21 protein-coding genes and 2 pseudogenes are annotated in these 22733 nt (G+C 72.2%); 8 read left to right on the forward strand and 15 right to left on the reverse strand.

Going from position 1 to position 22733, the window contains the following annotated elements; genetic code table 11:
- Positions 1-12 precede the first annotated feature (12 nt).
- A complete protein-coding gene (locus tag HUT19_RS08155; protein WP_176179811.1) occupies positions 13-747 on the reverse strand; it encodes an SseB family protein in 735 nt (244 codons plus the stop codon).
- A gap of 72 nt (positions 748-819) precedes the next feature.
- On the opposite strand from HUT19_RS08155, the gene HUT19_RS08160 reads away from it, so the two are divergent.
- Positions 820-1836 carry a serine hydrolase gene (locus HUT19_RS08160; protein ID WP_254886132.1) on the forward strand — a complete coding sequence of 339 codons (1017 nt, stop codon included), beginning with the start codon at positions 820-822 and terminating at the stop codon, positions 1834-1836.
- Here HUT19_RS08160 and mycP read toward each other — a convergent pair.
- Both mycP and HUT19_RS08170 read right to left on the reverse strand, forming a co-directional pair.
- A complete protein-coding gene (gene mycP, locus HUT19_RS08165) occupies positions 1814-3028 on the reverse strand; it encodes a type VII secretion-associated serine protease mycosin (RefSeq protein ID WP_176179812.1) in 1215 nt (404 codons plus the stop codon). The two genes, HUT19_RS08160 and mycP, sit on opposite strands and share 23 nt — an antisense overlap.
- Complete coding sequence (locus HUT19_RS08170) at positions 3028-4137, reverse strand: hypothetical protein (RefSeq protein ID WP_254885484.1); 1110 nt, start codon at positions 4135-4137, stop codon at positions 3028-3030. The genes mycP and HUT19_RS08170 overlap by 1 nt, the downstream gene beginning before the upstream one ends.
- A gap of 213 nt (positions 4138-4350) precedes the next feature.
- On the opposite strand from HUT19_RS08170, the gene HUT19_RS08175 reads away from it, so the two are divergent.
- Positions 4351-5580: an amino acid deaminase/aldolase gene (locus HUT19_RS08175; RefSeq protein WP_176179813.1), complete on the forward strand. Its 1230-nt coding sequence runs from the start codon at positions 4351-4353 to the stop codon at positions 5578-5580.
- A 212-nt stretch (positions 5581-5792) separates the two neighbouring features.
- Here HUT19_RS08175 and HUT19_RS08180 read toward each other — a convergent pair whose 3' ends face one another.
- From HUT19_RS08180 to HUT19_RS08195, 4 genes are all read right to left on the reverse strand, one after another.
- Complete coding sequence (locus HUT19_RS08180; protein ID WP_176179814.1) at positions 5793-6752, reverse strand: DUF2510 domain-containing protein; 960 nt, start codon at positions 6750-6752, stop codon at positions 5793-5795.
- A gap of 67 nt (positions 6753-6819) precedes the next feature.
- Positions 6820-7602: a 3-oxoacyl-ACP reductase gene (locus HUT19_RS08185; RefSeq protein WP_176179815.1), complete on the reverse strand. Its 783-nt coding sequence runs from the start codon at positions 7600-7602 to the stop codon at positions 6820-6822.
- Between the two features lies 1 nt (position 7603).
- Positions 7604-8986 (reverse strand): aldehyde dehydrogenase, encoded by a 1383-nt coding sequence (locus HUT19_RS08190; protein WP_176179816.1) that lies wholly within the window; start codon positions 8984-8986, stop codon positions 7604-7606.
- A gap of 11 nt (positions 8987-8997) precedes the next feature.
- Entirely contained in the window at positions 8998-10365 is a 1368-nt protein-coding gene (locus HUT19_RS08195) for a glutamine synthetase family protein (protein WP_176179817.1), read from the reverse strand.
- A gap of 87 nt (positions 10366-10452) precedes the next feature.
- On the opposite strand from HUT19_RS08195, the gene HUT19_RS08200 reads away from it, so the two are divergent.
- From HUT19_RS08200 to HUT19_RS08210, 3 genes are all read left to right on the forward strand, one after another.
- Positions 10453-11217 (forward strand): FadR/GntR family transcriptional regulator, encoded by a 765-nt coding sequence (locus tag HUT19_RS08200; RefSeq protein ID WP_176179818.1) that lies wholly within the window; start codon positions 10453-10455, stop codon positions 11215-11217.
- Between the two features lie 158 nt (positions 11218-11375).
- Entirely contained in the window at positions 11376-12851 is a 1476-nt protein-coding gene (eat, locus tag HUT19_RS08205; protein ID WP_176179819.1) for an ethanolamine permease, read from the forward strand.
- Between the two features lie 61 nt (positions 12852-12912).
- Positions 12913-13602 carry a gamma-glutamyl-gamma-aminobutyrate hydrolase family protein gene (locus HUT19_RS08210; RefSeq protein WP_176179820.1) on the forward strand — a complete coding sequence of 230 codons (690 nt, stop codon included), beginning with the start codon at positions 12913-12915 and terminating at the stop codon, positions 13600-13602.
- Positions 13603-13665: 63 nt separating this feature from the next.
- On the opposite strand, the gene HUT19_RS08215 is transcribed toward HUT19_RS08210, so the two are convergent.
- Both HUT19_RS08215 and HUT19_RS08220 read right to left on the reverse strand, forming a co-directional pair.
- Entirely contained in the window at positions 13666-14529 is an 864-nt protein-coding gene (locus tag HUT19_RS08215) for a chitosanase (protein WP_176179821.1), read from the reverse strand.
- Positions 14530-14717: 188 nt separating this feature from the next.
- Complete coding sequence (locus HUT19_RS08220) at positions 14718-15314, reverse strand: TetR/AcrR family transcriptional regulator (RefSeq protein WP_176186632.1); 597 nt, start codon at positions 15312-15314, stop codon at positions 14718-14720.
- A 136-nt stretch (positions 15315-15450) separates the two neighbouring features.
- Between HUT19_RS08220 and HUT19_RS08225 the strand changes: the two genes are divergently transcribed.
- Positions 15451-15915: an ester cyclase gene (locus HUT19_RS08225; protein WP_217712249.1), complete on the forward strand. Its 465-nt coding sequence runs from the start codon at positions 15451-15453 to the stop codon at positions 15913-15915.
- Positions 15912-16406, forward strand: a complete 495-nt coding sequence (locus tag HUT19_RS08230) for a DUF3237 domain-containing protein (protein ID WP_176179822.1) — start codon at positions 15912-15914, stop codon at positions 16404-16406. Before HUT19_RS08225 ends, HUT19_RS08230 begins: the two co-directional genes overlap by 4 nt.
- A 54-nt stretch (positions 16407-16460) precedes the next feature.
- On the opposite strand, the pseudogene HUT19_RS42860 reads toward HUT19_RS08230, so the two are convergent.
- The 5 genes and pseudogenes from HUT19_RS42860 to HUT19_RS08250 form a co-directional block, all read right to left on the reverse strand.
- Positions 16461-16622, reverse strand: a pseudogene (locus HUT19_RS42860) (MBL fold metallo-hydrolase); the annotation flags it as partial.
- 189 nt (positions 16623-16811) lie between these two features.
- Complete coding sequence (locus tag HUT19_RS08235) at positions 16812-18281, reverse strand: oxygenase MpaB family protein (protein WP_176179823.1); 1470 nt, start codon at positions 18279-18281, stop codon at positions 16812-16814.
- Positions 18278-18997 carry a polyprenyl diphosphate synthase gene (uppS, locus tag HUT19_RS08240; RefSeq protein ID WP_176186636.1) on the reverse strand — a complete coding sequence of 240 codons (720 nt, stop codon included), beginning with the start codon at positions 18995-18997 and terminating at the stop codon, positions 18278-18280. Before uppS ends, HUT19_RS08235 begins: the two co-directional genes overlap by 4 nt.
- A 531-nt stretch (positions 18998-19528) precedes the next feature.
- Positions 19529-20680 carry an MBL fold metallo-hydrolase gene (locus tag HUT19_RS08245; RefSeq protein WP_176186638.1) on the reverse strand — a complete coding sequence of 384 codons (1152 nt, stop codon included), beginning with the start codon at positions 20678-20680 and terminating at the stop codon, positions 19529-19531.
- 160 nt (positions 20681-20840) lie between these two features.
- Entirely contained in the window at positions 20841-21764 is a 924-nt protein-coding gene (locus HUT19_RS08250) for a GNAT family N-acetyltransferase (RefSeq protein WP_176179824.1), read from the reverse strand.
- A 196-nt stretch (positions 21765-21960) separates the two neighbouring features.
- On the opposite strand from HUT19_RS08250, the gene HUT19_RS08255 reads away from it, so the two are divergent.
- Positions 21961-22554: a carboxymuconolactone decarboxylase family protein gene (locus HUT19_RS08255; protein ID WP_176179825.1), complete on the forward strand. Its 594-nt coding sequence runs from the start codon at positions 21961-21963 to the stop codon at positions 22552-22554.
- On the opposite strand, the pseudogene HUT19_RS44205 reads toward HUT19_RS08255, so the two are convergent.
- Positions 22512-22665 (reverse strand): annotated as a pseudogene (locus HUT19_RS44205) (DUF6745 domain-containing protein); the annotation flags it as partial. The gene HUT19_RS08255 and the pseudogene HUT19_RS44205 overlap by 43 nt on opposite strands.
- Between the last annotated feature and the right edge of the window lie 68 nt (positions 22666-22733).

Consider the following 22733-nt stretch of genomic DNA (forward strand, 5'->3'; position numbering starts at 1 on the left):
TTGCGGCCCGGGTCAGCGGCGGAAGAGCGGTTCTCCGGGCACCGTGGCGTCCGGCGGCAGCAGCGCCAGCGTCAGCCCGCGCACCAGCCGGGCCCGCAGCACCTCGTCGGCGGCCAGGGCGCCCGCCACCCGCTGCGCCGTCTCGCGCGCCGGGGCCCGCGGGGCCAGGGCGAGCGCGAGCATGCCGTCGGCGTCCTGGGCCGGTCCCAGATGGGCCCGGACCACCTCCGGCTCGGCGGCCAGCACGGTCCGCACCGCCTCGGTGACGGCGGGGTCGGTGAGCGGATCGGCGCTGGTCCGGCCCTCGGCGAGAGCCAGCAGGGCGGGGCCGGTCAGCTGGTAGGGCACCGGGCCGGCGAGGTCCAGCACCAGCGTGTCCGCCTTCTCGTGCGCGGCCGCCTCCAGCGCCTGGCGCAGCGGTACGGCCACCGGGCGGGCGTCCGGGCGCCAGCGGGCCAGGGTCTCGGTCGAGGTGAAGGCGGGCAGGGCGCGGCGTCCGTCGGGGGCCTGGAGCGTGGGCACCGCCATGTCGCTGGTCTTCTCGCGGCGCAGTCCCCCGGGTCCCTCCTCCGCCTCGCCGAGCACGGCGACCACCGGGACCAGCAGCCGCGCCCGGGTGAGCGCGGCCAGTACCTCGGGTTCGGTGGAGCGGTCGTCGGCCCAGCGGGCGAGTGCCGCGGCCAGGCGGGGGTCGGCGGAGCCGTCGTCGCCGGAGAAGCCGGGGTCGGGAATGTTCTTGAACGCCACCTGCCGAGGGTATCCGGGGCGGGTCGACCGCTCTGCGGCCGGGGAGCCGTCTTTACTGATGAGGTGTTGATCATTTCCTCGTCACGGACGACGGCGGGCCACCTGGCGGTCCCGGGAGGAAACGCGGACACTCGACGGGTCCGGCGTCCCGCCACGGCCGCCGCGGTCACGGTCGTCGCGGCGCTGACGCTGTCACTGCTCGGCTGTGGCACGGCCGCCGATGTGCGGAGCCAGGGGTACTCCCGGCCGGTGAACGGTCCGACGCGGTCGGCGGCGGGCGGAAGCGAGGGAGGCGGAGTGGCGCGCGAGGACGGGAGGCGGGCGGTGCCGCCGCCCCGGCCCCGGACGCTGACCGGGGTCCTCGCCCAGGCGCTCGACCCGGTGGCGGGGCGGTCCGGCGCGTACTTCTCCGTGGGCCTGCGGGACCTGCGGTCGGGGGCGGTCGGGGTGTACGGCGGCGGCTGGTACGACACCGCGAGCATCGTCAAGGTCGGCATTCTCGCGGCCTTGCTGCTGACGGCCCAGGACGAGGGCAGGCAGCTGACCGCCCAGGAGCACGCGCACGCCGACGCGATGATCCGGCACAGTGACAACGCGGCCGCGAGCGCGCTCTGGCGGATGATCGGCGGCGCCGACGGGCTCGACGCGGCGCACCGGCGGCTGGGGCTGACGGAGACGTTCGGCGGTGAAGCCGGGCGGTGGGGGCTGACCCGGACCACCGCGGCCGATCAGCTGCATCTGCTGAGCTCCGTCTTCGAGGACGGTTCGGCGCTGGGCGAGTGGTCCCGGAGGTACATCGGGACGCTGATGGGGCGCACCGCCGACGATCAGAGCTGGGGCGTCTCGGCCGCCGCCGACGGCACCGGCGCCGGATTCCGGCTCAAGAACGGCTGGCTGCCGCGCAGCACCACCGGGCTGTGGGACGTCAACAGCATCGGCCAGGTCACCGCGGGCGGGCGCGGCTATCTCGTTGTGGTGCTCTCCGACGGCAGCCCCCGCATGGACACCGGGGTCGCACTGGTGGAGGAGGCGGCGCGCAGGGCGGTCGCGGCGACCACCGCCGCCCTCAACGGGGACGCCGGCTGGTGAACGCCCCGCGCGGCCCCGGCAGCCGCAGCGGGCCGGAGCCCCGCCACAGGGCGACCGCGACCACCACCAGCGCCGCTCCGGCGAGCCCGGCGAACAGCGCCGACCGGTTGGGGCCGTCCTCGCCCCGGTGACCCTTGGCGTGGCCGGGGCCGGGGCCGAAGTAGCGGTGCGCGGCGGCCACGGCGGCGGGCCGCTGGTCGCGCGGTGCCAGCTTCCCGCCCGCCTCGATGGCGGCGGCCGGGTCCACCATGCCCGCGCCGAGTTCATCGCTGCGGCCGCCCTCGGGGCCGTCCTGTGCGGTGCTGACCAGCAGTTGGCGGATCTGGCGGGGGCTCAGTTCGGGGTGGGCGGCGCGGACGAGGGCGACGGAGCCGGAGACGAAGGCGGCGGCCGCGCTGGTGCCCCAGCCCTCGTAGTAGCGCCGGTCGGGGTCGGCGATGACCACGTCGACACCGGGTGCGCAGACGGTGGCGTACCAGCGGCGGGTGGAGAACGCGGCGCGGCTGCCGTAGCGGTCCACGGCGGTCACCGCGATCACGCCGGGGTAGGCGGCCGGGTAGGAGGTGCGGTCGCCCTTCTCGCCGCCGTTGCCCGCGGAGGCGACCACCACCGCGCCCTTGCGCAGCGCGTACTGGACGGCGGCGTCCTCCGCGCGCTCCGGGTGGGCGGATGCGCTGTCGTCGCCGAGCGACAGGTTGATCACGTCGGCGCCGTGGTCGGCCGCCCAGCGGATGCCCTCGGCGAGGGCGGCCCCGCGGGAGCCGCGGGCCTTCTTCCGGTCGGGGTCGGTGTCCTCCAGGATCACCCGCACCGGGAGGATCTTCGCCCGGGGCGCGACGCCGAGGATGCCGTCGCCGCCGGACGGGCCGTGGCCGCGCCCGGCGATGATCCCGGCCATGGCGGTGCCGTGGCGGGCCCAGGCGCGGTCACCGGGTCCGGCGCCGAAGCCGATCAGGTCCTTGCCGGGCAGCACCTGGCCCTTGAGGTCGGGGTGGTCGGAGTCGACACCGGTGTCGAGGACGGCGACGGTCGTTCCGGCACCCCTGGTGGTCTGCCACGCCTGCCGAATGTGGAGGGCGTCGAGCGCCCACTCCTGGGCCTGTATGCCGTCGGCCCGGGCGGGGGCTACGGGCAGGAGGGCCAGCCCGGCGGCGGCGAGGGCCACGGCCAGACGCCGTCCCACCGCGGTCATCAGGAGTTCTCCGTGGAGTTCGCCAGGGCGCGGCGGAAGGCGGTCGCGATCTCGTCGGACAGGCCCCGGGCGTCATGGCCGAGGCCCGACTGCGCGGGGGCCGATGTCGCGCCGCGCTCGATCGCCTCCCCGGCCGGGCTGGGGTCGGTGACCTTCCGGCCGTCGGCGAAGCCGCTGACGCTGTAGACGACGGCGGGGGCCTCGGTGAGGATCCGGATGTGCCAGCTGGCGCGCTGTTCGTCGCCGAATCGGGCGGCGGCGGTGCCCTTCGCGGCATAGGGGCGGGGCATCAGATCGGCGCGTTCGTCCAGCTTCTCGGTGACGAAGCGCTGGTGCAGCGCCCGCATCCCGGCGGCGTCGGAGGTGGTGATCAGCAGACCGACGGTGGTGACGTTGGTGCTAGTGGCGTCGGTGTAGGTGGCACGCAGCAGCCGCTTGCAGCCGACCGGGGCCAGCGCCTTGCCGAGCACCGGGTCGAATCCGCCGCCGCAGCTGCTGTCGGGGGCTACGGCGATCCGGGTCCAGCTGCGGTCGGCGCCGCCGGGGCCCTCGCCCGCGCCGCGCAGGGTGCGCGGGAAGAGGGTGTCGACGGGGACGGTGCGCCAGACGGTACGCGCGTGTGCGTAGGTGTCGGCGGTGGACGGCGGGGCCCCGGTGCCGTCGTCGAGCCAGCTTCCGGCCGCCGCCCCGACGAGCAGTCCGAGGCCGAGCACAAGACAGCCGGCGGCGGCCGCGGTGCGGCCGCGGGAGCGCCGTCGGCCGATGTCGGTGCCGGGGGCGGGGCCGGTGCCGGGCGTTCCGGCGCGGGCCGTATCGGCGGGACGTCGCGGCACCCGGTGGCCGTCCGCCGGGGCGGCGCTGCCCGGCCGGTCGTCACGGCTTCCGGGGCCGCGTGGCGAGGGGACCTTGGCGGGGACGCCGAGCACGGGGGTGTCCGGGTCCGGGGTGACACTCGGTGGTTCGGTGGGGCGTGCTGTGGGGCGCGGAGGCGCGGAGGGTTGCGCGGGCACGGAGTGTGCGCGCAAGGAGTGTGTGGGGTGCGGCGGTTGTGCGGGGTGGGGCGGGGGCGTGCCGCGGGGCGAGCGCGCCGCTTCGGCGTCGGTGCTCACCTGCACCCCCTCGCGCGCTTCAGGACCTGGTTCACCTGACTCCGTCCGGTTCGCCGCGCCACCCCACCGCCTTTCGGACAGGCAGGCCCGTATACGGACATCACGCCCCTGACCTGCCGGTCGTGGCGTGCGGCGACACTCTACGGTGCACCAGGGGCCCCGCGCACCGCTGCCCTCTACCCAGTGGTAACAGCGGTCTGGCAAGCTGCGTCCATGCCGTCTGCGTCGTCTGCGTCGTCCGCGTCGTCCGCCGCCGCCCGGGCCCGGTACGACCGGGCCACCGCCCATCTCGAAGCGCCTCTGGCCGTGGTCGATCTGGGGGCGTTCGACCGCAACGCCCGGGATCTGGTGCGCCGGGCGGGCGGCAAGCCGATCCGGGTGGCCAGCAAGTCGGTGCGGTGCCGGGCGCTGCTGGAACGGGTGCTGGCGCGGGACGGTTTCGCGGGGATCATGAGCTTCACGCTCGCGGAGTCCCTGTGGCTGGCGCGCGAGGGCTTCGACGACGTCCTGCTCGCCTACCCCTCCACCGACCGGGACGGGTTCGCCACGCTGACCAGCGATCCCAAGCTGGCGAGGGCGGTCACGGTGATGGTGGACAGCACCGGTCAGCTCGATCTGATCGAGAGCGTTCGCGCGGGGACCGAAGAGGTCCGGGTCTGTCTGGAGTTGGACACCTCGCTCCGACTGCTGGGCGGCCGGGTGCGGGTGGGCGCACGGCGCTCACCGCTGCGCGAGCCCGTTCACGTGGCCGAGCTGGCGCGGGCGGTCCAGCGCCGCCCCGGCTTCCGGGTGGTCGGGCTGATGGCGTACGAGGGGCATGTGGCGGGGGTGGGCGACGCGGTGCCGGGGCATCCGCTGCGCTCCCGGATGATCCGGCTGATGCAGACCACCGCCCGCCGGGAGCTGGCCGAGCGCCGGGCCGCGGCGGTCCGGGCGGTGCGCGCGGTGGCGGACCTGGAGTTCGTCAACGGCGGCGGTACGGGCAGTGTGCAGCACACCGCGGCCGAAGAGGCGGTGACGGAGATCGCCGCCGGGTCCGGGCTCTACCAGCCGCGGCTGTTCGACCACTACACCTCCTTCCGCGGCCGTCCGGCGGCCCTCTTCGCCCAGCCGGTGGTGCGCCGCCCGGCTGTGGGTGTGGTGACGGTGCTGGGCGGCGGCTATCCGGCGTCGGGAGCGGCCGGAGCGGACCGGCTGCCGGTGCCGTACCTGCCGGAGGGGCTGGTGTACGACCCGCGGGAGGGGCCGGGCGAGGTGCAGACCCCGCTGCTGGGCACGGCCGCCGACGATCTGCTGATCGGCGACAAGGTGTGGTTCCGGCACGCCAAGGCCGGGGAACTGTGCGAGCGCTTCGCGGTGCTCCATCTCATCGACGCGGAGGACGGGGACCGGGTGGTGGCCTCCGTGCCGACGTACCGGGGCGAGGGCCGGACGTTCCTGTAGTGCCGCGTCAGCCAAGGTTCGCCCGGTGGCGAGGCGTCCTGGTGCGTGCGATCACAAGGCGGCGGGGAAGCCCTCGCAGTGGGCCTGCTCGGACTTTCGGCCAACGCAGCGAGAGGGGCACCTCCCAGCGGTAGCTGGGGGAGCATGCCGGGGCGGCGAGCGGGCCGAACCTCGGCTGACACGGCACGAGGTCCCGTCCGGGTCGGGGTGGCTCAGATGGACTGGCCGTCGCCCGCCAGCGCCCTGATGCCCTTGAGGATCCTGTCCATGTCGCCGAGCGGCGGCGCCTTGTCGCTCACGTCGAAGCCGAAGCGCACCACGACCATCGTGTCGGGGACGGTGGGCGAGGGGAAGACGACCGACTGGACATAGCCGTCGTCGCCCTTCTTGGTGGCCACCTTCCAGCGGACCAGATAGCCCTTGCCGCCCGCGACCTCGACCGCCTCGGACTTGAGCTGCTTGTGGGAGGTGATCCCGCCGTACGCCCTGCGGTCGCTCTCCTCGTCCTTGCCGTAGGAGTCCTCGGCGTTCTGCGCGATGTCCTCCTTGGCTATGCCCTTGGCGGTGTCCGCCTTGTAGCCGCTGGCGGTCCGGGAGAAGGCGCCGCCGCGCACGCACTCGGTGGACGGGTCGTTGGGGCAGGGGTAGCGGGAGGTGGTGATTCCGGCACCGCCGGAGCTGCTGCGGCCCGCCTGCCACCCGGAGAGCACCGGCAGGCTGATGCCGTTGACCGGATCGGGCGCGATGTCCGGGTCGAAGCCGGGGGTACCGGTGGGGGCGCCGGTGGGCGGCTCCGACGGACCGCCGCCGCCGCTCCCGCCGTCGCCGTCCGCCGAGCCGGAGACGCTGGGGGACGGCCCGGCCTTGTCCTTGCCGTCGCCGCCCCCGCCCAGCAGCACGATGCCACCGATGATCGCGGCGACCACGACCCCCACGGCCGCCGCGAGCGCGGCGATCTTCGGCCCGCGCCCGCGTCCCTGACCGCCCGGCTGTCCGGGGACATCACCGGGCATCGTGGGCGCGCCGTAGGGCATGCCGGGCATACCCGGCGCCCCCGAGGCGTCACGGGTGTACTCGGTCCACGTGGAGCCGTTCCACCAGCGCTCCACGCCTGGGCCGTTGCCTGTGTCACCTGGGTCGGGATACCAGCCGGGGGGTGTGTTCGTGGTCACGCCGTCACCTTATGGCCACGGGTCGGTGGCCGTACACCGGGCTCGTCCGCCCCGGCGAGCCCGTCCGTCACAGCGGCGTGACATACGCGCCCGCGATACCTCCGTCCACCAGGAATTCGGCCGCGTTGACGAACGACGAGTCGTCGCTGGCGAGGAAGGCCACGGCGGCGGCCATCTCCTCCGGTTCGGCGAACCGGCCCACCGGGACGTGCACCAGACGGCGCGCGGCCCGCTCCGGGTCCTTGGCGAACAGCTCCTTCAGCAGCGGGGTGTTGACCGGCCCCGGGCACAGGGCGTTGACCCGGATGCCCTCACGGGCGAACTGCACACCCAGCTCGCGGGACATGGCCAGCACCCCGCCCTTGGACGCGGTGTAGCTGATCTGCGAGGTCGCCGCGCCCATCACGGCCACGAAGGAGGCCGTGTTGATGATGGAGCCCTTGCCCTGCCGCCGCATGTACGGCAGCGCGGCCTTGCAGCACAGGTAGACGGAGGTCAGGTTGACCTCCTGGACCCGCTTCCAGGCGTCCAGGCCGGTGGTCAGGATCGAGTCGTCGTCGGGGGGCGAGATGCCCGCGTTGTTGAAGGCGACGTCGACCGAACCGTAGGTGTCGTACGCGGCCTTGAACAGCGCCTCCACCTCCTCGGGATCGGTCACGTCCACCCGGACGTAGAGCCCGCCGACCTCGTCGGCCGCGGCCTTGCCCGCGGACTCGTCGATGTCGGCGCAGACGACGTTGGCGCCCTCGGAGGCGAAGCGGCGCGCGGTGGCCAGGCCGATACCGCTGCCCGCTCCGGTGACGACGGCGGTTCGGCCGACCAGACGGCGGCACACGGGGGTCTCGGTCACGTCACTGCTCCTCGGTGCTGATGAAGACGTTCTTGGTCTCGGTGAAGGCGGTCAGGGCGTCGGGGCCCAGCTCCCGGCCGAGGCCGGACTGCTTGTAGCCGCCGAAGGGGGTCGAGTAGCGCACGCTGCTGTGCGAGTTGACGGAGAGGTTCCCGGCGGCGACGGCACGCGAGACCCGCACCGCGCGGCCGACGTCACGGGTCCAGATCGAGCCGGACAGGCCGTAGTCGGTGGCGTTGGCCAGCCGCACGGCGTCGGCCTCGTCCTCGAAGGGGAGCACCACGGCCACCGGACCGAAGATCTCCTCGACCGCGGTGCGGTCGTCCGGTCCGGTGGCCTCCAGGACGGTGGCCGGATACCAGAACCCCTTGCCCCGCGGTGCCTCACCGCGGATCGCGGCGGGCGCGTCCTCGGGGACGTAGGACCGCACCCGCTCCCGCTGGGCGGCCGAGATCAGCGGGCCCATGGCGGTGGCGGGGTCGGCCGGGTCGCCGACCGGATACGAGGTCACGGCGGGTTCCAGCAGCTCCATGAACCGGTCGTAGACGCTCCGCTGGACCAGGATGCGGCTGCGGGCGCAGCAGTCCTGTCCGGTGTTGTCGAGGAACGACCCCGGGGCCGAGCGGGCGGCCAGTTCGATGTCGCCGTCGGCGAAGACGATGTTGGGGCTCTTGCCGCCGAGTTCGAGCGTCACCCGCTTCACACCCGCCGCGCACCTGGCCATGATCTCCTTGCCGACGGCCGTCGACCCGGTGAACACGACCTTGGCCACGCCGGGGTGCTCGACCAGCGCGGTGCCCGCCACCGGTCCGGCGCCGGGCAGCACCTGGAAAAGACCCTCGGGAAGCCCGGCCTCCAGGGCGAGTTCGGCCAGCCGCAGGGCGGTGAGCGGGGTGGTCTCGGCGGGCTTGAGCAGGACGGCGTTGCCCGCGGCGAGCGCGGGCGCGGTGCCCCACGCGGCGATCGGCATGGGGAAGTTCCACGGCGCGATCACGGCGACCACGCCGAGCGGCTCATGGAAGGTGAGGTTCAGACCACCGGCGACCGGGATCTGGCCGCCGGTCAGCCGCTCCACCCCGCCGGCCGCGTAGTCCAGCAGATCGCGCACATTGCCCGCCTCCCAGCGGGCGTTGCCGATCGGATGGCCCGCCTCGCGGACCTCCAGCGCGGCCAGTTCGTCGATGTGGTCGTCGACGGCGGCGGCGAAGCGGCGCAGCAGACGGGCGCGGTCGGCGGGCGCCAGGGCGGCCCAGCCGCGCTGGGCCGCGCCGGCCCGGGCCACGGCGGCGTCCACATCGGCGGCGGAGGCCGCCGGGACGGTGGCGATGACCTCCTCGGTCGCCGGGTTGAGTACGTGGTGCTCGTGGGGGTGCTCGTTGGTCACCTGATGGTTCCTCACATGCGCTCGAAGGACCGGAACCGCTCCCAGTCCGTGACGGCGGTGTCGTAGGCGTCCAGTTCGACGCGGGCCATGTTGAGGTAGTGCTCGACCACCTCGTCGCCGAAGGCGGCCCGGGCGATGGGGCTGGCCCGCCACAGCTCGGCGGCGTCGCGCAGCGTGGTGGGGACGTGCTCGGCGTCGCCGTTGTAGGCGTTGCCGGTACAGACCTCGGGCAGCTCCAGCTCGTTCTCGATGCCATGGAGTCCGGCCGCCACCATTCCGGCGACGGCGAGGTACGGATTGACATCGCCGCCCGGGAGGCGGTTCTCCAGCCGGTGGGCGTGACCATGGCCGATGACCCGCAGGGCGCAGGTGCGGTTGTCCGGGCCCCACGCGACGGCGGTGGGCGCGAACGAACCGGGCCGGAACCGCTTGTAGGAGTTGATGTTGGGGGCGTAGAGCAGGGTGAAGTCCCGCATGGCGGCCATCTGCCCGGCCAGGAAGTGGCGCATGGTCTTGGACATGCCGTACTCGCCCGCGTCGTCGGCGAGCACCGGCGCTCCGGACTCGTCGCGCAGCGAGAGGTGGATATGGCAGGAGTTGCCCTCGCGCTCGTCCCACTTGGCCATGAAGGTGAGCGCGTTGCCCTGCTGCGCGGCGATCTCCTTGGCGCCCGTCTTGTAGATGGTGTGCTGATCACAGGTGGTCAGCGCGTCGTCGTAGCGGAAGGCGATCTCGTGCTGGCCGAAGTTGCACTCGCCCTTGGCCGACTCGACGGTCATCCCGGCCGCGCCCATCTCGTTGCGGATGCGGCGCAGCAGGGGCTCGACCCGGCCGGTGCCGAGGACGGAGTAGTCGACGTTGTACTGGTTGGCGGGGGTGAGTCCGCGGTAGCCGGAGTTCCACGCCTGTTCGTAGCTGTCCTTGAAGACCATGAACTCCAGCTCGGTGCCCGCGTAGGCGGTCCAGCCGCGCTCGGCGAGCCGGTCCAGCTGCCGCCGCAGTATCTGGCGCGGGGAGGCCACGACGGGTGAGCCGTCGTGCCAGCCGAGGTCGGCGATCATCAGTGCGGTGCCGGGGTTCCAGGGAGTGCGGCGCAGGGTGGCGTGATCGCCGTGCATGGCGAAGTCGCCGTAGCCGCGCTCCCAGGAGGACATCGCGAAGCCGTCGACGGTGTTCATATCGGTGTCGACGGCGAGAAGGTAGTTGCAGCCCTCGGTGCCGTGGTCGAGGACGTCGTCGAGGAAGAAGCGGGCGGCGAACCGCTTGCCCTGCAACCTTCCCTGCATATCGGTGAAGGCCAGGACGACGGTGTCGATCTCCCCGGCGTTCACGAGTCTGGTCAGTTCGTCGACCGAGAGCGGGGACTTGCGGTCTGCCACGGTGGTCCTCCTGCGAAGATTGCAGCGCCGGAAGGCCATAAGGTAATACCACAGACCATTGATTGGGAAGTAGGTGCGGAAGGTTCGATGAGCGACAGCCAGAGCGGGGGCGTCGAGGTCACGTCGGGCGACCGGATCGGCGACCGGCTGGCGCCGGTACTGCGGCCGGTACGCGCCGGGAACGGCTTCGAGGAGGCGCTCGAGCAGATACTCCAGGTGGTCCGGCTGGGGCTGGTCCCGGACGGCGGGCGGCTGCCGGCCGAACGGGAGCTGGCCGACCGGCTGCGGATCAGCCGGGTGACCCTGCGCGAAGTACTCAAGGTGCTCCAGGACCAAGGGCTGGTGGAGAGCCGCCGCGGCCGGTACGGCGGCACCTTCGTCCGCGCGCGCCCCGAGCCCGCCACGGGCGGCGAGGACGAGCTGCGACGCCGGGTCGAGGCGGTGGACCTGGAGGACACCCTGCGGTTCCGGGAGGTCCTGGAGGTGGGCGCGGCCGGGCTGTGCGCCGCGCACGGACTCGATGACGCCCAGGTCACGCGGTTGCGGGCGGCTCTGGACGCCACGCGCGACGCCCCGCTCGCGGACTACCGGCGGCTCGACACGATGCTGCACCTGACCCTCGCGGAGCTGGCGGGCTCCCCGACGCTGGCCGCCCAGTACGCGGCCGTCCGGGCGTCGGTGAACGATCTGCTGGACTGCATTCCGCTCCTGGTGCGCAATCTGGAACACTCGCAGGCCCAGCACACCTCGCTGGTCGAGGCGGTGCTCGACGGGGACGCGGAGGGCGCGCGCGAGGTGATGCGCGAGCACTGCGAGGGCACGGCGGCGCTGCTGCGCGGATTTCTTGTGTAGCGGCCAGGGTCCACGGCCCTCCAGGACCCCTTCCCGGGGAGCTTGGCAGGGACCCTCGTAACGATCCTTTTACGCAGAGGGCTTGCGCATCGCCCCACGGGAGACAAAGGTATGGCCCCACACCTTTGCCACCCCTTCGTGTGGAGCAGGAGCACCCCATGGCCGACGGAACAGACTCCGCCCGTACCTCCCTCAGCGCCGCACCGCCAGGTGGCCCGGCATCCCCCGAGGACAGCTATCTGGAGCGCCGCACGCTGCGGCGCGGCAGCGCGGGTCCGCTGCTGCTGACCGGCCTCGGGGTCGCCTATGTCGTCTCCGGCGACTTCTCCGGCTGGAACTTCGGCCTGGCCGAGGGCGGCTTCGGTGGTCTGGCCATCGCCGCGGTGCTGATGGGCCTGATGTACACCTGCATGGTGTTCGCCCTGGCCGAGCTGGCGGCGATCCTTCCCACGGCGGGCGGCGGCTACGGCTTCGCCCGGCGCGCCCTCGGCCCCTGGGGCGGCTTTCTCACCGGTACGGCGATCCTCATCGAATACGTCCTGGCCCCCGCCGCGATCTCCATCTTCATCGGTGACTACGTCGAGTCACTGGGCCTGTTCGGTCTGGAGTCGGGCTGGCCGGTCTATCTGGCCTGTTTCGTCATCTTCATCGGCATCCACCTGTGGGGTGTGGGCGAGGCGCTGCGCTTCAGCCTGATCGTGACCGCGATAGCCGTCGCCGCGCTGCTGATCTTCGCCGTGGCCGCCTTCACGGACTTCGACTCCAGCTCGCTCAACGACATCACGGTCGACCACTCCGCCGTCGGTGCAAGCTCCTGGCTGCCGTTCGGGCTGCTCGGCATCTGGTCGGCGTTCCCCTTCGGCATGTGGTTCTTCCTGGGAGTGGAAGGGGTGCCGCTGGCGGCCGAGGAGACCCGCGACCCGGCCCGTACCCTGCCGAAGGCCATGGCCTGGTCCATGGGCATCCTGCTGCTGCTCGCCCTGGTGACCTTCCTCGCCGCCACCGGCGCCCGCGGCTCCGGCGCGGTGCAGGGCGCGGGCAACCCGCTGGTCGAGGCGCTCCAGCCGGACGGCAAGGCCACCGTGCTCTCCCGCATCGTCAACTACGCCGGGCTCGCCGGTCTGGTGGCCTCCTTCTTCTCCCTGATCTTCGCCGGGTCGCGGCAGCTGTTCGCCCTCTCCCGCGCCGGGTACCTGCCCCGCTTCCTCTCCCTGACCAGCCGCCGCAAGGCCCCCTACCTGGGGCTGCTGGTCCCGGGCGCCATCGGGTTCACCCTGGCCGCCTGGTCCGGCGACGGCGCCCGGATGCTCAATGTCGCGGTTTTCGGCGCCACCATCTCGTACGCCCTGATGTCGCTCTCGCACATCGTGCTGCGGCGCCGCGAGCCCCATCTCGAGCGGCCCTATCGCACCCCGGGCGGCACGGTGACGTCGTCCATCGCCTTCCTGCTGGCCTGCTCGGCGCTGGTGGCCACCTTCCTGGTGGACAAGGACGCGGCGTTCATCGCACTCGGTGTGTACGCGGTGGCCCTCGCCTACTTCGCCTTCTACAGCCGTCACCGTCTGGTGGCGGCGGCTCCCGAGGAGGAGTTCGCCGCGCTGGCGGAGGCCGAGGCCGAACTGTCCCGCGACTGAGCGGACACGACCGAGCGAAACACGACGAGAGAAAGACGACGAGAGAAAGAGGTTGTCCCCGTTGTCCAAGCCCCTGATCGGCATCAGCACCTATCTGGAGTCCTCGGCCCGCTGGGGTGTGTGGGACCTCCCGGCCGCGCTGCTGCCCGTCGGCTACCACCGGCTGGTGCAGCAGGCGGGCGGGCTGGCCGCGATGCTGCCGCCCGACGAGGACCCGGAGGCGGCCGCCCGGGTCGTCTCCCGCCTCGACGGCCTCGTGATCTCCGGCGGGCCGGATGTGGAGCCCGTCCACTACGGGGCCGAGCCCCATGAGCGCACCGGCCCGCCCTCCCGGGAGCGCGACGCCTGGGAGCTGGCGCTGATCGAGGCCGCGCTGTCCGGGGACACCCCCCTGCTCGGCATCTGCCGGGGGCACCAGCTGCTGAACGTGGCGCTGGGCGGTACGCTGATCCAGCACCTGGACGGTCACGCCGGAGCGCCCGGGGTCTTCGAACGCCACCTGGTGCAGCCGGTGCCCGGGACACTGCTCGGCGAGGTGCTGCCGGATCCGCTCTCGGTGCCCACCTTCCACCACCAGGCGGTGGACCAGCTGGGCAAGGGGCTGGTGGCCTCGGCGTACGCGGCGGACGACGGGCTGGTCGAAGCCCTCGAACTGCCCGAGGCCGACCGGTTCGTGCTGGGGGTGCAGTGGCATCCGGAGGCGGGCGACGATCTGCGGGTCATGCAGGCACTGGTGGCGGCGGCCCGCTGACCCCGGGCGCCGCCCGGGGAAGGCCCGCATCGCGGTGGCCCCCCGTCAAGGGGGGCCGTGCGGCTAGGAGTTGATCTCGTAGGGGTCGCCGTAGACCTTCCACTTCAGCGGCGGGCTCAGATCGAAGTTCTTCTCGTTGAGGAACTTCCGCTGCTCGGTGTCGACCCGGCTGGTGTCGCTGTGGGCCTCCTCGGTCTGCATGGCCTTCTTGCGGGCGTCGAGGAAGGCGTGGAGATAGGTGGCCTCATCACCGCCCTGCGCCGGGGTCTTGGCCTTCCGCATCGCGGTCTTGCGGATGCCGCCGAAGCTGTAGGTGCCATCGCCGGGGCCGTGCATCACGATCGCGTCGTAGTAGATGAACTGGCCGAGCGCGCCGACGCCGTCGTCCTTGCCCCGCTTGACCGACGGGTTGAAGTAGACGCGGTCGCGCTCGTGTTCCTGGGCGTCCTGGAACGCCTTGTCCGCGGCGGCCTTCTTCCAGTCCTTGGTGAAGCCGGGGTCGAGGCCGTCGTGCGAGTCGCTGCCGTTGACCTCGCGCAGCGCGGGGAGGTACTTGGCCAGGACGTTGCCCGGCTTCCGCTGGGTGTAGTACTCGACGAGGTCCAGCATGTCGCCGGTGCCGGAACAGAAGCCGATGAGCCCGCCCGTGTAGCCGCGGCCGTCGCCGATGTCCTCGATGTACCCGAACTGGGCGCGCCAGTCCAGTGAGGAGTTCTCGGCGCTGGAGACCAGCTTCATGGCGATCTCCTTCTTGGCCGGATCGTCCAGACCGGCCGCCGCCGTGGTGGCCTTGTGCGCCGCGTGCGGGACGCGGGCGCCCGGCGGGCCCGACTGGTGCTCGGACGCCTGTCCGACACCGATACCGGTGACGACGAGCGCGGCCGGTACCGCCACGGCTACTGCCGTGAGGGCGATCCTCTTGGACATGGGGACTCCGTTCGTTGCCGACTGTGGGGAAGTGCGCGGGAGCGCATGAGGGCATACAGGTACTCGGCGCCCTCGCGATCCGTTAGGAGCCTTTCCTAACTATTCAAGCGAGCGCGCCACGCCCACCACAAGGCTTTGGGCAACTTCACAAGGAAGGTCGCACACTTGGCCGGAAAGGGACGCGGCCGTCAGCGCCGCGGCGTGAGGAAACCGTCGACGACGCGGCGGGCCTTGGACACGGCGTCGGGGTCGCCCAGGCGCAGCGCGGTGTTCACGGCGGTGAGCACCGCGTCCACCTGAAAGGCCGTGAGTTCCGGGTCCAGCTCGGCGATCTCCGCGGTGTCGACGGCGTGGCGCAGTTCCCCGGAGAGGAGGGCGAGCCACGTGCGGCGGTGGAGCAGCAGCACGTCCCGGATCCTCCCGGGGCGGCTGTCGAAGCCGGGGAGGTTGGCCGCCCAGAAGCAGCCGCCGGCGAACAGCGGTGTCTCGGCGTAGGAGATCCAGCGCTCGGTCAGCGCGCGCAGTCGGGCGGCGCCCGGTGGTGCGACCTGCGCGGGGCGGATGACCGCTTCGACGAACGCCTCGCGCGCCGACTCGGCGGCAGCGAGTTGCACGTTCTCCTTGGTCTTGAAGAGCGTCTGAATGCCACTCTTGCTCAGCCCCAGGTCAGCGGCCAGGCGGCCGATGCTGAGGCCGTCGAGCCCCTCCAGCGAGGCGATGTCGACGGCGTGGCGCGCGATTCTGCGCCGGGCCCTGGCACCGCGGACGAGGCGCTGGTCCGCCATGGCCTCGTCCGCCGCTTCGGGTGCGGAGACAGCGGCTTCCCGACCCCGACGCGCTGCATGCTCGTTCATCGGTTCCCTCTCTTGCACTAACCGTACGACCGACCGTACGTTTAGTTTACTCACGAAGGAGGTCACTGTGAACGACCGAGGGATGTTCGAGTTGGCCCACGCTCTGGCCGACGCCAAGAGCCGGGGGGACGTCCCCGCCGCGCTCCGGCTATTCCACTCCGACATCGTGCTGGAGACGCCCGCGTTCGGTACGACCGCTCGGGGGCTGGCGGAGAACGAGAAGGTGCTGAAGCGGTTCTTCGCCTCGTTCCCGGACTACGAGGTCGACCTGCGGGGGCATGTCGGCAACGACGACACGCTCGTGTGCTGGGGAACGGCACGGCTGACCATGACGGGCGACCGGTTCGGGGTGCTGCCCAACGGCAGACGCGCCGAGATACCCGTGTTCATCCAGTTCGCCTTCAAGGACGGCCTCATCGCAGGCGAACGGTTCTTCTTCGACCTGGCGACTCTGTGCGACCAGTCAGGCGTCTCGACGGACGCAGTCCGGCGCAGGCTGTTTCCCGCCGTCACGGGAGGCGGTGCGGCATGACAGCGGACCCGCGCGTGAAGTCCGTGGGCGACATCCGAACAGCGCACCTCTTCGACATGGTCGTCGACCTGAACCCCCAGCTTCCCATCGGCAGCGGCCCGTTCGGCCGACGTGTCTTCTTCGGGTCCGCAGGCGGCACGTTCCATGGCCCCAGGCTGCACGGCGACGTTCTGCCCGGAGGCGGGGACTGGGCCCTGTTCGGTCCCGAGGGGACGATGACCTTGGACGTACGTCTGACACTGCGCACCCACGACGGTGCCCTCCTGCACATGACCTACACCGGCCGCTGGGTCACCCCGCCCGCGCTGCGCGACGCCATGGCCGACCCCGCCCATCGGTACCGGATCGACCCCGCCCGCTACTACTTCCGGACCAACCCGCTCTTCGAAACCGGGGCCGAGCCCTATGCATGGCTCAACGACATCGTCTGCGTGGGGTCGGGTTACCTCGTCACAGGCGGCATCGCCTACAAGGTCTCCCAGGTCCTGTGACGGGGCGCAACCGGGATGCACCGGGCACCGGCCCGGCGCCGGCGAAGCCCGGCGTCACCGCTCGCCCGCCAGGTCGAGATCACCTCGGGCCGGCGCCACAGCCGTGCGCACGGGCCTCGGTGGGTCCCAGGGGTGGGCGGTGGGTGCGGCGGCCGCTCGCCACCAGGGGGCCGCGGGCAGGTGGCCCGCGGGCTCGAACGGCTCCCCCGGCCGTGGGCGTCCGCACGTGGCAGCCCGGACAGCCGCGGCTCATCTCAGGGCAGGGGACAGCAGCGTGGCACCCGTCTCCAGAGCGAGCGTGCCGGCTCATACGAGCCGATCACCGCTGTCCGTGAAGGACTGCGCGAGCTGCGGCATCACGGAAATCCGCGCTTCTGCGGACGGTTGGTTCATGGTGCCGATGCGTCAGGCGTCGGCGAGGAGGGGATCGTACGGGGTGCCCGCGCGGCGCCCTGACATGAAGGAGAGGAAGTCGCCCACGAAGGCGCTGCGGCCGTAGGTGCCGTCGGTTGTGGTCAGGTTGCGGTGGAAGGCCGTACGGAAAAGCGTCCGGTACTCGTCCGCGTCGATGGCTCCGTTGCCGTCCTTGTCGGTGGCATCGAAGAGAACCTCGGCGACGCGGATGAGCGCAGGGCCGGCGAGGGAGGGGGCGGCAGTGCCGTACTCGTCGGCGCTGACGCGGCCGTCACCGTCCGTGTCGAGGGCGGCCTGAAGTTCGCGCCACCAGGCGGCGAAGGCGTCGTAGAGCCGAGTCTCCTCGGGCTCGGCCAGATCGAGTCGGGTGGCCAGTTCGCGTGCCATGGCGGCGAGGTCGGGCCAGTCGAGGTAGCCGTCACCGGTCTGGTCCAACACCTTGCGGAAGAACTCCACAGCCGAGCGCCGGCTGCCTCCCGTGTTCGCCGAAGGTGCCGAATCCGCGTCGGGGGCAAGGTCGCCGCTCAGCGGTGTGAGGAGACGGAGGAGAGCCGATGCGCGCTTCATACGGGAGCCCAGAGCGGACATCATCCTGGCGCGGGGGTCGTCGCTGTCGGGTGAGAGGGAGAGGGTTTCGATGAGGCTTTCGGCGTTGATCCAGCCCTGTGGCAGGAAGCGGGCCAGCCCGGCGGTGAGATAGGCGCCCTGCATGAGGGTCGAGGCGCCGGGCATCTCCGGCAGCCCGGCTCGGCGCCGGTACGGCTCGGGAAGCGAGGCGACGGTGATCGCGCCGAGGAGCGGACCGGCGACTGCCCGGCCGGCCGCCCACAGTGTCGGTACGCCGTCGAGCAGCGCCGGGGCGGGCAGATGATCGAAGAGCCGGTAGAGAATGACGCGTGCCGCCTCGGTGTTCTCCAACTCGTTCTCGACGACGCCGTCGAAGTACCGCCAGAAGTCGTTCAGATCCTGGGGAAGCTCGGCGGCGTCGCCGTCGAGCGCGGCGAGGAACGTGCGGTACTCGGCGTACATCCGCTCCATCGTGTCCTGGTCGAGCGGCTGGCCGCTCAGTCGGCACATCGTGACCGCGCTCTCGAAGAGAGTGGCGACCACCCAGGCGCGGGTCGCGCGGTCCATCGCGTCGTAGGCGCGGCCGCGGGAGTCGGAACCGCTCATCCGGGCGTGCAGTCGGTTGAGCCGCGCCGCTTCACGTTCACGTACCACCGGGTCGGTGCCGAACATGCGACGCATACTGAAGAACGTGTTCCGCAGCCGGCGCCAGGGATGGGCAACGAAGGTGGAGTTGTCGACGAGGGCGGCGCCGATCTGCGGGTGAGCGGCTTCCAGCACCGTGGCGCGGATCATGGCCAGCGCCCAGCGCGGGTCGTCGAAGAAGGCGCCGAACTGCGAATCCGGGCCGAACAGGGGAGCCTGGTCGGCCGCATCCGTGGTGACGGTCGTCATGATGGGTCTCCGTTGGTCCAGGGCGGCACGCCGCCGAAGCGGCGGTCGCGGCGCCGGTAGGTCTGCAGGCAGGCGAGGAAGTCGGGGGCGCGGAAGTCCGGCCAGAACACCTCGGGGAAGACCCACTCGGCGTAGGCGACATGCCAGAGCATGAAATTGGAGATGCGCTGCTCGCCGGAGGTGCGGATGACCAGATCCACATCGGGGGTGTCGGGGAACGGCAGGTGCTCCGCGAAGAGCCGCTCGGACACCTCGTCGGCGGGCGTCCCGGCGCGGATCAGCGACTTCGCGGCCTCGACGATGTCCCGGCGCCCTCCATGGTCGAAGGCGACAGTCAGCGTCATCCCCCGGTTCTCGGCGGTCAACGTCGTCAGATCCTCGAAGTCCCGGGTCAGTACGCGGGGGATACGCGGATCGGCGACCCCCAGGAAGCGACAGCGGATGCCACGGGCCAGCAGCAACGGCGCGTGCTTGCGCACGACCCGGCGCACCAGACGCATCAGGAATTCGACCTCGGGCCCAGGGCGGTTCCAGTTCTCGGTGGAGAAGGCATACAGGCTGAGCCACTGGACACCGGCAGCGCGGGCTGCCTCGATGACGTCGATGACGGTCGTCTCAGCAGCCCGGTGCCCAGCCGTGCGAGGAAGCGAACGTCGCTGCGCCCAGCGGCCGTTGCCGTCCATCACGCAGGCCACATGCCGCGGCGCCGCACGCACCGGCCGACTGTCCTTCCGCTCCCCCTCGAGCCCGCCCCCGTGCTTCCGTCCGTCCTTCCGCTCCTCCTCCGCCACGCGTACGCGCGGGACGACGTGGTCCCTCAGACCCGGCCCCGTCTCACCCGAAGCGGCGGAATCGGCCGCACAGTACTCGGTCACGCCCACCCCCTCACCGCCCCGCCACGCTCACACGCATGCGCGACCGGGGCCATCTCTGCCACAGTCTGGCAGCGTGCAAGGGACCGGTTTGGCCGCATGACCGGCTGTCACCCTTGACTCGTGCGTTCGGATCCACCCGAGGGCTCAAGGGCGGGGGACTCATGCGAACGTCCGAGCGGTCGGGTCGTCGCGCGTCACCGGGCGGGAAGGTCTCGGGAACCAGCGAGGACAACCACCTGAGAGCCCATGCCCGGCGTCTCTGGGTTGCGGGACCTTACGACTGGCCCATCCCACCCGGCGAAGGAACCAGTTCACCAGCCGGACGACGCTCCAGCCTCCGCACCGTCTCGCCGTGCCCGTCCCTGGCCGACGTCACCGCTCACCCGCGAGGTCGAGATCGTGCCGGGGCGCTTCAGGAGCCTGCGTCAGCTGGGGCCGCCGACGCCAGGGGTGAGCGATGGACTGGGACACCCCGCGCCACCAGGGGCCGGAGGGCAGCTTCCCCGCAGGTTCGAACGGCTCACCGGGACGGGGGAACGCCACTGCCTGCCCGGCTTCCTCGGCCTCGTACTTTGTCCACTCCCCTGGCTCTGCCCAGGCGTGCAGGGCCAGGTTGAAAGTGCCCCAGTGGATCGGCAGCAGCACCCCGCCCGGACCGCCTCCCTGCAGATCAAGATGGGTTTGCACCCCCTGCGCGGGCGACATGTGAATATCCGGCCACGCGCCCGGCAACGGCGTATAGTCCGTGTGGTTCTTGGGCCAGAACTCGCTGTACGCCCCGATCTGGATCATGGTCGCGTCGAACGGGCCGTACACCGCGCCGATCTCCGCGAAACCGGCGAAGTACCCGGTGTCCCCGCTGTGGTAGACGCGGTGCTCGGGACCGGCCACCACCCAGGACGCCCACAGCGTGTGCTGGGTGGTGCGCAGGGCGCGCCCGCAGAAGTGGCGGGCGGGGGTGGCGGTCAGCGTCAGCCCCGCCACCTCGGTGGACTCGTGCCAGTCCAGCTCGGTCATCCGGTCGGCCGGCACACCCCAGTGCTCCAGATGGGCGCCGACGCCGAGCGGTACGACGAACATCGTGCCGGTCCGCACCAGCGCCCGGACGGTGGGCATGTCGAGGTGGTCGTAGTGGTCGTGGGAGATCACCACCGCGTCCACCGGGCCCAGCTCGCGCAGCGGTACCGGCACCGGGTGCAGCCGCTTGGGGCCCAGCTGGGCGAAGGGCGAACAGCGGCTGCCCCACACCGGGTCGAAGAGCACCCGGCGCCCGTCGATCTCCGCGAGCACGGTGGAGTGCCCCATCCAGGTCAGCCTCAGCCCCGAGGCCGGCGGGGCGGCCAGATCGGCGAGGGTGGTCGGATGCACCGGTACCGGCCCGGCCGGGGCCCGGCGGATCCGCTCCTCCTTGCGGAAGTACGTGGGCAGGAACTTCAGCAGGGAGCCGGAGGGCGCGGTGCGGGTGCCCTCCGGGTTGACGAACACGCCGTTCGCGAAGTTCGGCGAGCGGCGGATGCGCTCCATCCGCTCCCCGGCCGGATCCGCCCCGAAGGCGGCGGGGCGCAGGGCGGCGGCGAGCCGGGAACGGTGCGGACGGGAGCCGGTCACGAGACCTCCTGGATGAGGGGACGGCGGATCACCCCACGGCCTGCGCTGCTGCGCTGCCGTACGGCAATAACACAACTCACTCGACGGGTGGTGTTGTTCCGGGCGCCGTGAAGGACAGCTGGAGGTGGTCCTCCAGCGGCCGGTATCCCAGCCGCTGGTACAGGGCGTTGCTGGTGGGGTTGGCCAGATCGGTGAAGAGCAGCACCTCCTCGGCTCCCGTGGCCCGTGCCGCCCGGCTCACCGCGGCGGTGACGGCACCGGCGTAACCGCGTCCGCGCAGCTCGGGCGGGGTGTAGACATGGGAGACCCGGACCATGCCCGCCACCGTGCGGCTGACCGCCGCGGTCGAGACCGGCGCGCCGTCCACCTCCCAGAGGGTGACCCCACCGTGGCTGAGCCGGTCGTCCACCGTGCGGGAGACATCGCCCCTCAGCGCCCCGGTGTCCCGGGCGAACCCGTCGTACCAGGTCAGCAGCAGCGCACGGTCGGCAGCGCCGGCCGCCCTGGCCCTCCCCGGCGGCGCGGGGCCGGGCGGGGTCAGGGCGCGCAGCCGGTAGAGCCGGTGGGTCTGGTCCACCTCGGCGGCCGCCCCGGTGAGCCGCTCCCAGGCGGCGGCGAAGGTCTCGGCGGTCCGCCGTCCGGCGTTCACCCCGGTGACCGGCGGCGGCGGGCCGTCCTGTGCGTTCCGTTCCGCCAGGACGCGGGCCAGGGCCTTTGCGGCGTCGCCCGACAGCGGTGACAGCACCGGAGGGTAGGGCGGGGTGCACAGGAGCGCCCCCTCGACGGCCCCGCCCCCGTCACCGTCCCCGTCCCGTTCGGTCCCTGGTCCCGGCCGCCACCAGCCGTAGCGGGGCGGCAGCTCCCCGTACCGGTCGCTGCCCGCCGCCGCCAGCGAGGCGGCCACCGTCAGCAGCACGGTGTGCTCGGCCGGGCGCCCCCGCAGAAAGCCGCCCGCCGCGGTCCGGAACGTGTCGAGGTCATCCGTCGTGGTCCACGCCATGTGCTCCAGGCTGGCGCGGACTCCCCCGCGGGCGCACCCGGTTTTCCCGGCTCTCCGCCACCCGCCGGTGCGTACGCTGGAAGACGTGACGCGGCACACATCCGTCCATGTCACACCCGGCCCCGGGTGCTCCGTCGTACGGGTGGAAGGGCGGCAGCGACCGCCGCGGCACCAGCTCCATCCGGAGGCACCCGTCATGTCACGTATCTCGCTCACTCCGCGCCGCACCCTCTTCTACCGCGTCATGGAGTGGTACTCGAAGCGCACCTACGGGAAGGTCCTCGACCCGGGCAAGGCGCTCGCCCACAACCAGCGGGTGCTGTTCACCTACACCCGCTTCGAGCAGTCGCTGAGCAAGTGGAACACCCTGGACCCCGGGCTCAAGGCACTCGCCGAGATGGCCTCGGCCGCCTCCATCGGCTGCTCCTGGTGCATGGACTTCGGCTACTGGGTCAGCCGTGGCCAGGGCATCGACGACCGCAAGCTGCACGATGTGCCGATGTGGCGGGAGAGCGACGTCTACACCGCGCTGGAGCGGGACGTCATGGAGTACGCCGAGGCCATGACCGCCAACCCGCCCACCGTGGACGACGCCCTCGTCGAGCGGCTGCGCACCAACCTCGACGAGGCACAGCTGGTCGAGCTGACCGCGATGGTGGCGGTGGAGAACCTCCGCTCGCGGATCAACTCGGCGCTCGGCCTGACCAGTCAGGGCTTCAAGGACAGCTGTGACATCCCGGCCGCGGCTCAGGCTCCGGCCCCCGGCCGGGTCTCCCGCTCCGGCGCGTAGCTGTCCGCGTTCGGACCGAAGGTCCAGGCGACCCCCTCCCGGACGGTCGACCCGCGGCGGCACGCGCGGCCAGGAGGTGCGGTGCGTGCCGTCCGGCTCGGGGGTGGGGTTGCGGCAACTCCGGACCAGGCCCGACAAGGCCGACGCCTGCGCCGCCCCCGTTGCCGGGATGCCGCCGG

This window comes from Streptomyces sp. NA02950, from assembly GCF_013364155.1.
In the GTDB taxonomy this organism is placed as follows: domain Bacteria; phylum Actinomycetota; class Actinomycetes; order Streptomycetales; family Streptomycetaceae; genus Streptomyces.

Excerpts from the sequence above, each read along its gene's own strand:
- HUT19_RS08220 (WP_176186632.1), bottom strand. The coding sequence starts at position 15,314 with ATGGCGGACCAGCGCCTCGTCCGCGGTGCCAGGGCCCGGCGCAGAATC.
- HUT19_RS08245 (WP_176186638.1), bottom strand. The coding sequence starts at position 20,680 with ATGGAGCGCATCCGCCGCTCGCCGAACTTCGCGAACGGCGTGTTCGTC.
- HUT19_RS08200 (WP_176179818.1), top strand. The coding sequence starts at position 10,453 with ATGAGCGACAGCCAGAGCGGGGGCGTCGAGGTCACGTCGGGCGACCGG.
- HUT19_RS08230 (WP_176179822.1), top strand. The coding sequence starts at position 15,912 with ATGACAGCGGACCCGCGCGTGAAGTCCGTGGGCGACATCCGAACAGCG.
- HUT19_RS08255 (WP_176179825.1), top strand. The coding sequence starts at position 21,961 with ATGTCACGTATCTCGCTCACTCCGCGCCGCACCCTCTTCTACCGCGTC.
- HUT19_RS08175 (WP_176179813.1), top strand. The coding sequence starts at position 4,351 with ATGCCGTCTGCGTCGTCTGCGTCGTCCGCGTCGTCCGCCGCCGCCCGG.
- mycP (WP_176179812.1), bottom strand. The coding sequence starts at position 3,028 with ATGACCGCGGTGGGACGGCGTCTGGCCGTGGCCCTCGCCGCCGCCGGG.
- HUT19_RS08250 (WP_176179824.1), bottom strand. The coding sequence starts at position 21,764 with ATGGCGTGGACCACGACGGATGACCTCGACACGTTCCGGACCGCGGCG.
- HUT19_RS08235 (WP_176179823.1), bottom strand. The coding sequence starts at position 18,281 with ATGACGACCGTCACCACGGATGCGGCCGACCAGGCTCCCCTGTTCGGC.
- eat (WP_176179819.1), top strand. The coding sequence starts at position 11,376 with ATGGCCGACGGAACAGACTCCGCCCGTACCTCCCTCAGCGCCGCACCG.
- HUT19_RS08215 (WP_176179821.1), bottom strand. The coding sequence starts at position 14,529 with ATGTCCAAGAGGATCGCCCTCACGGCAGTAGCCGTGGCGGTACCGGCC.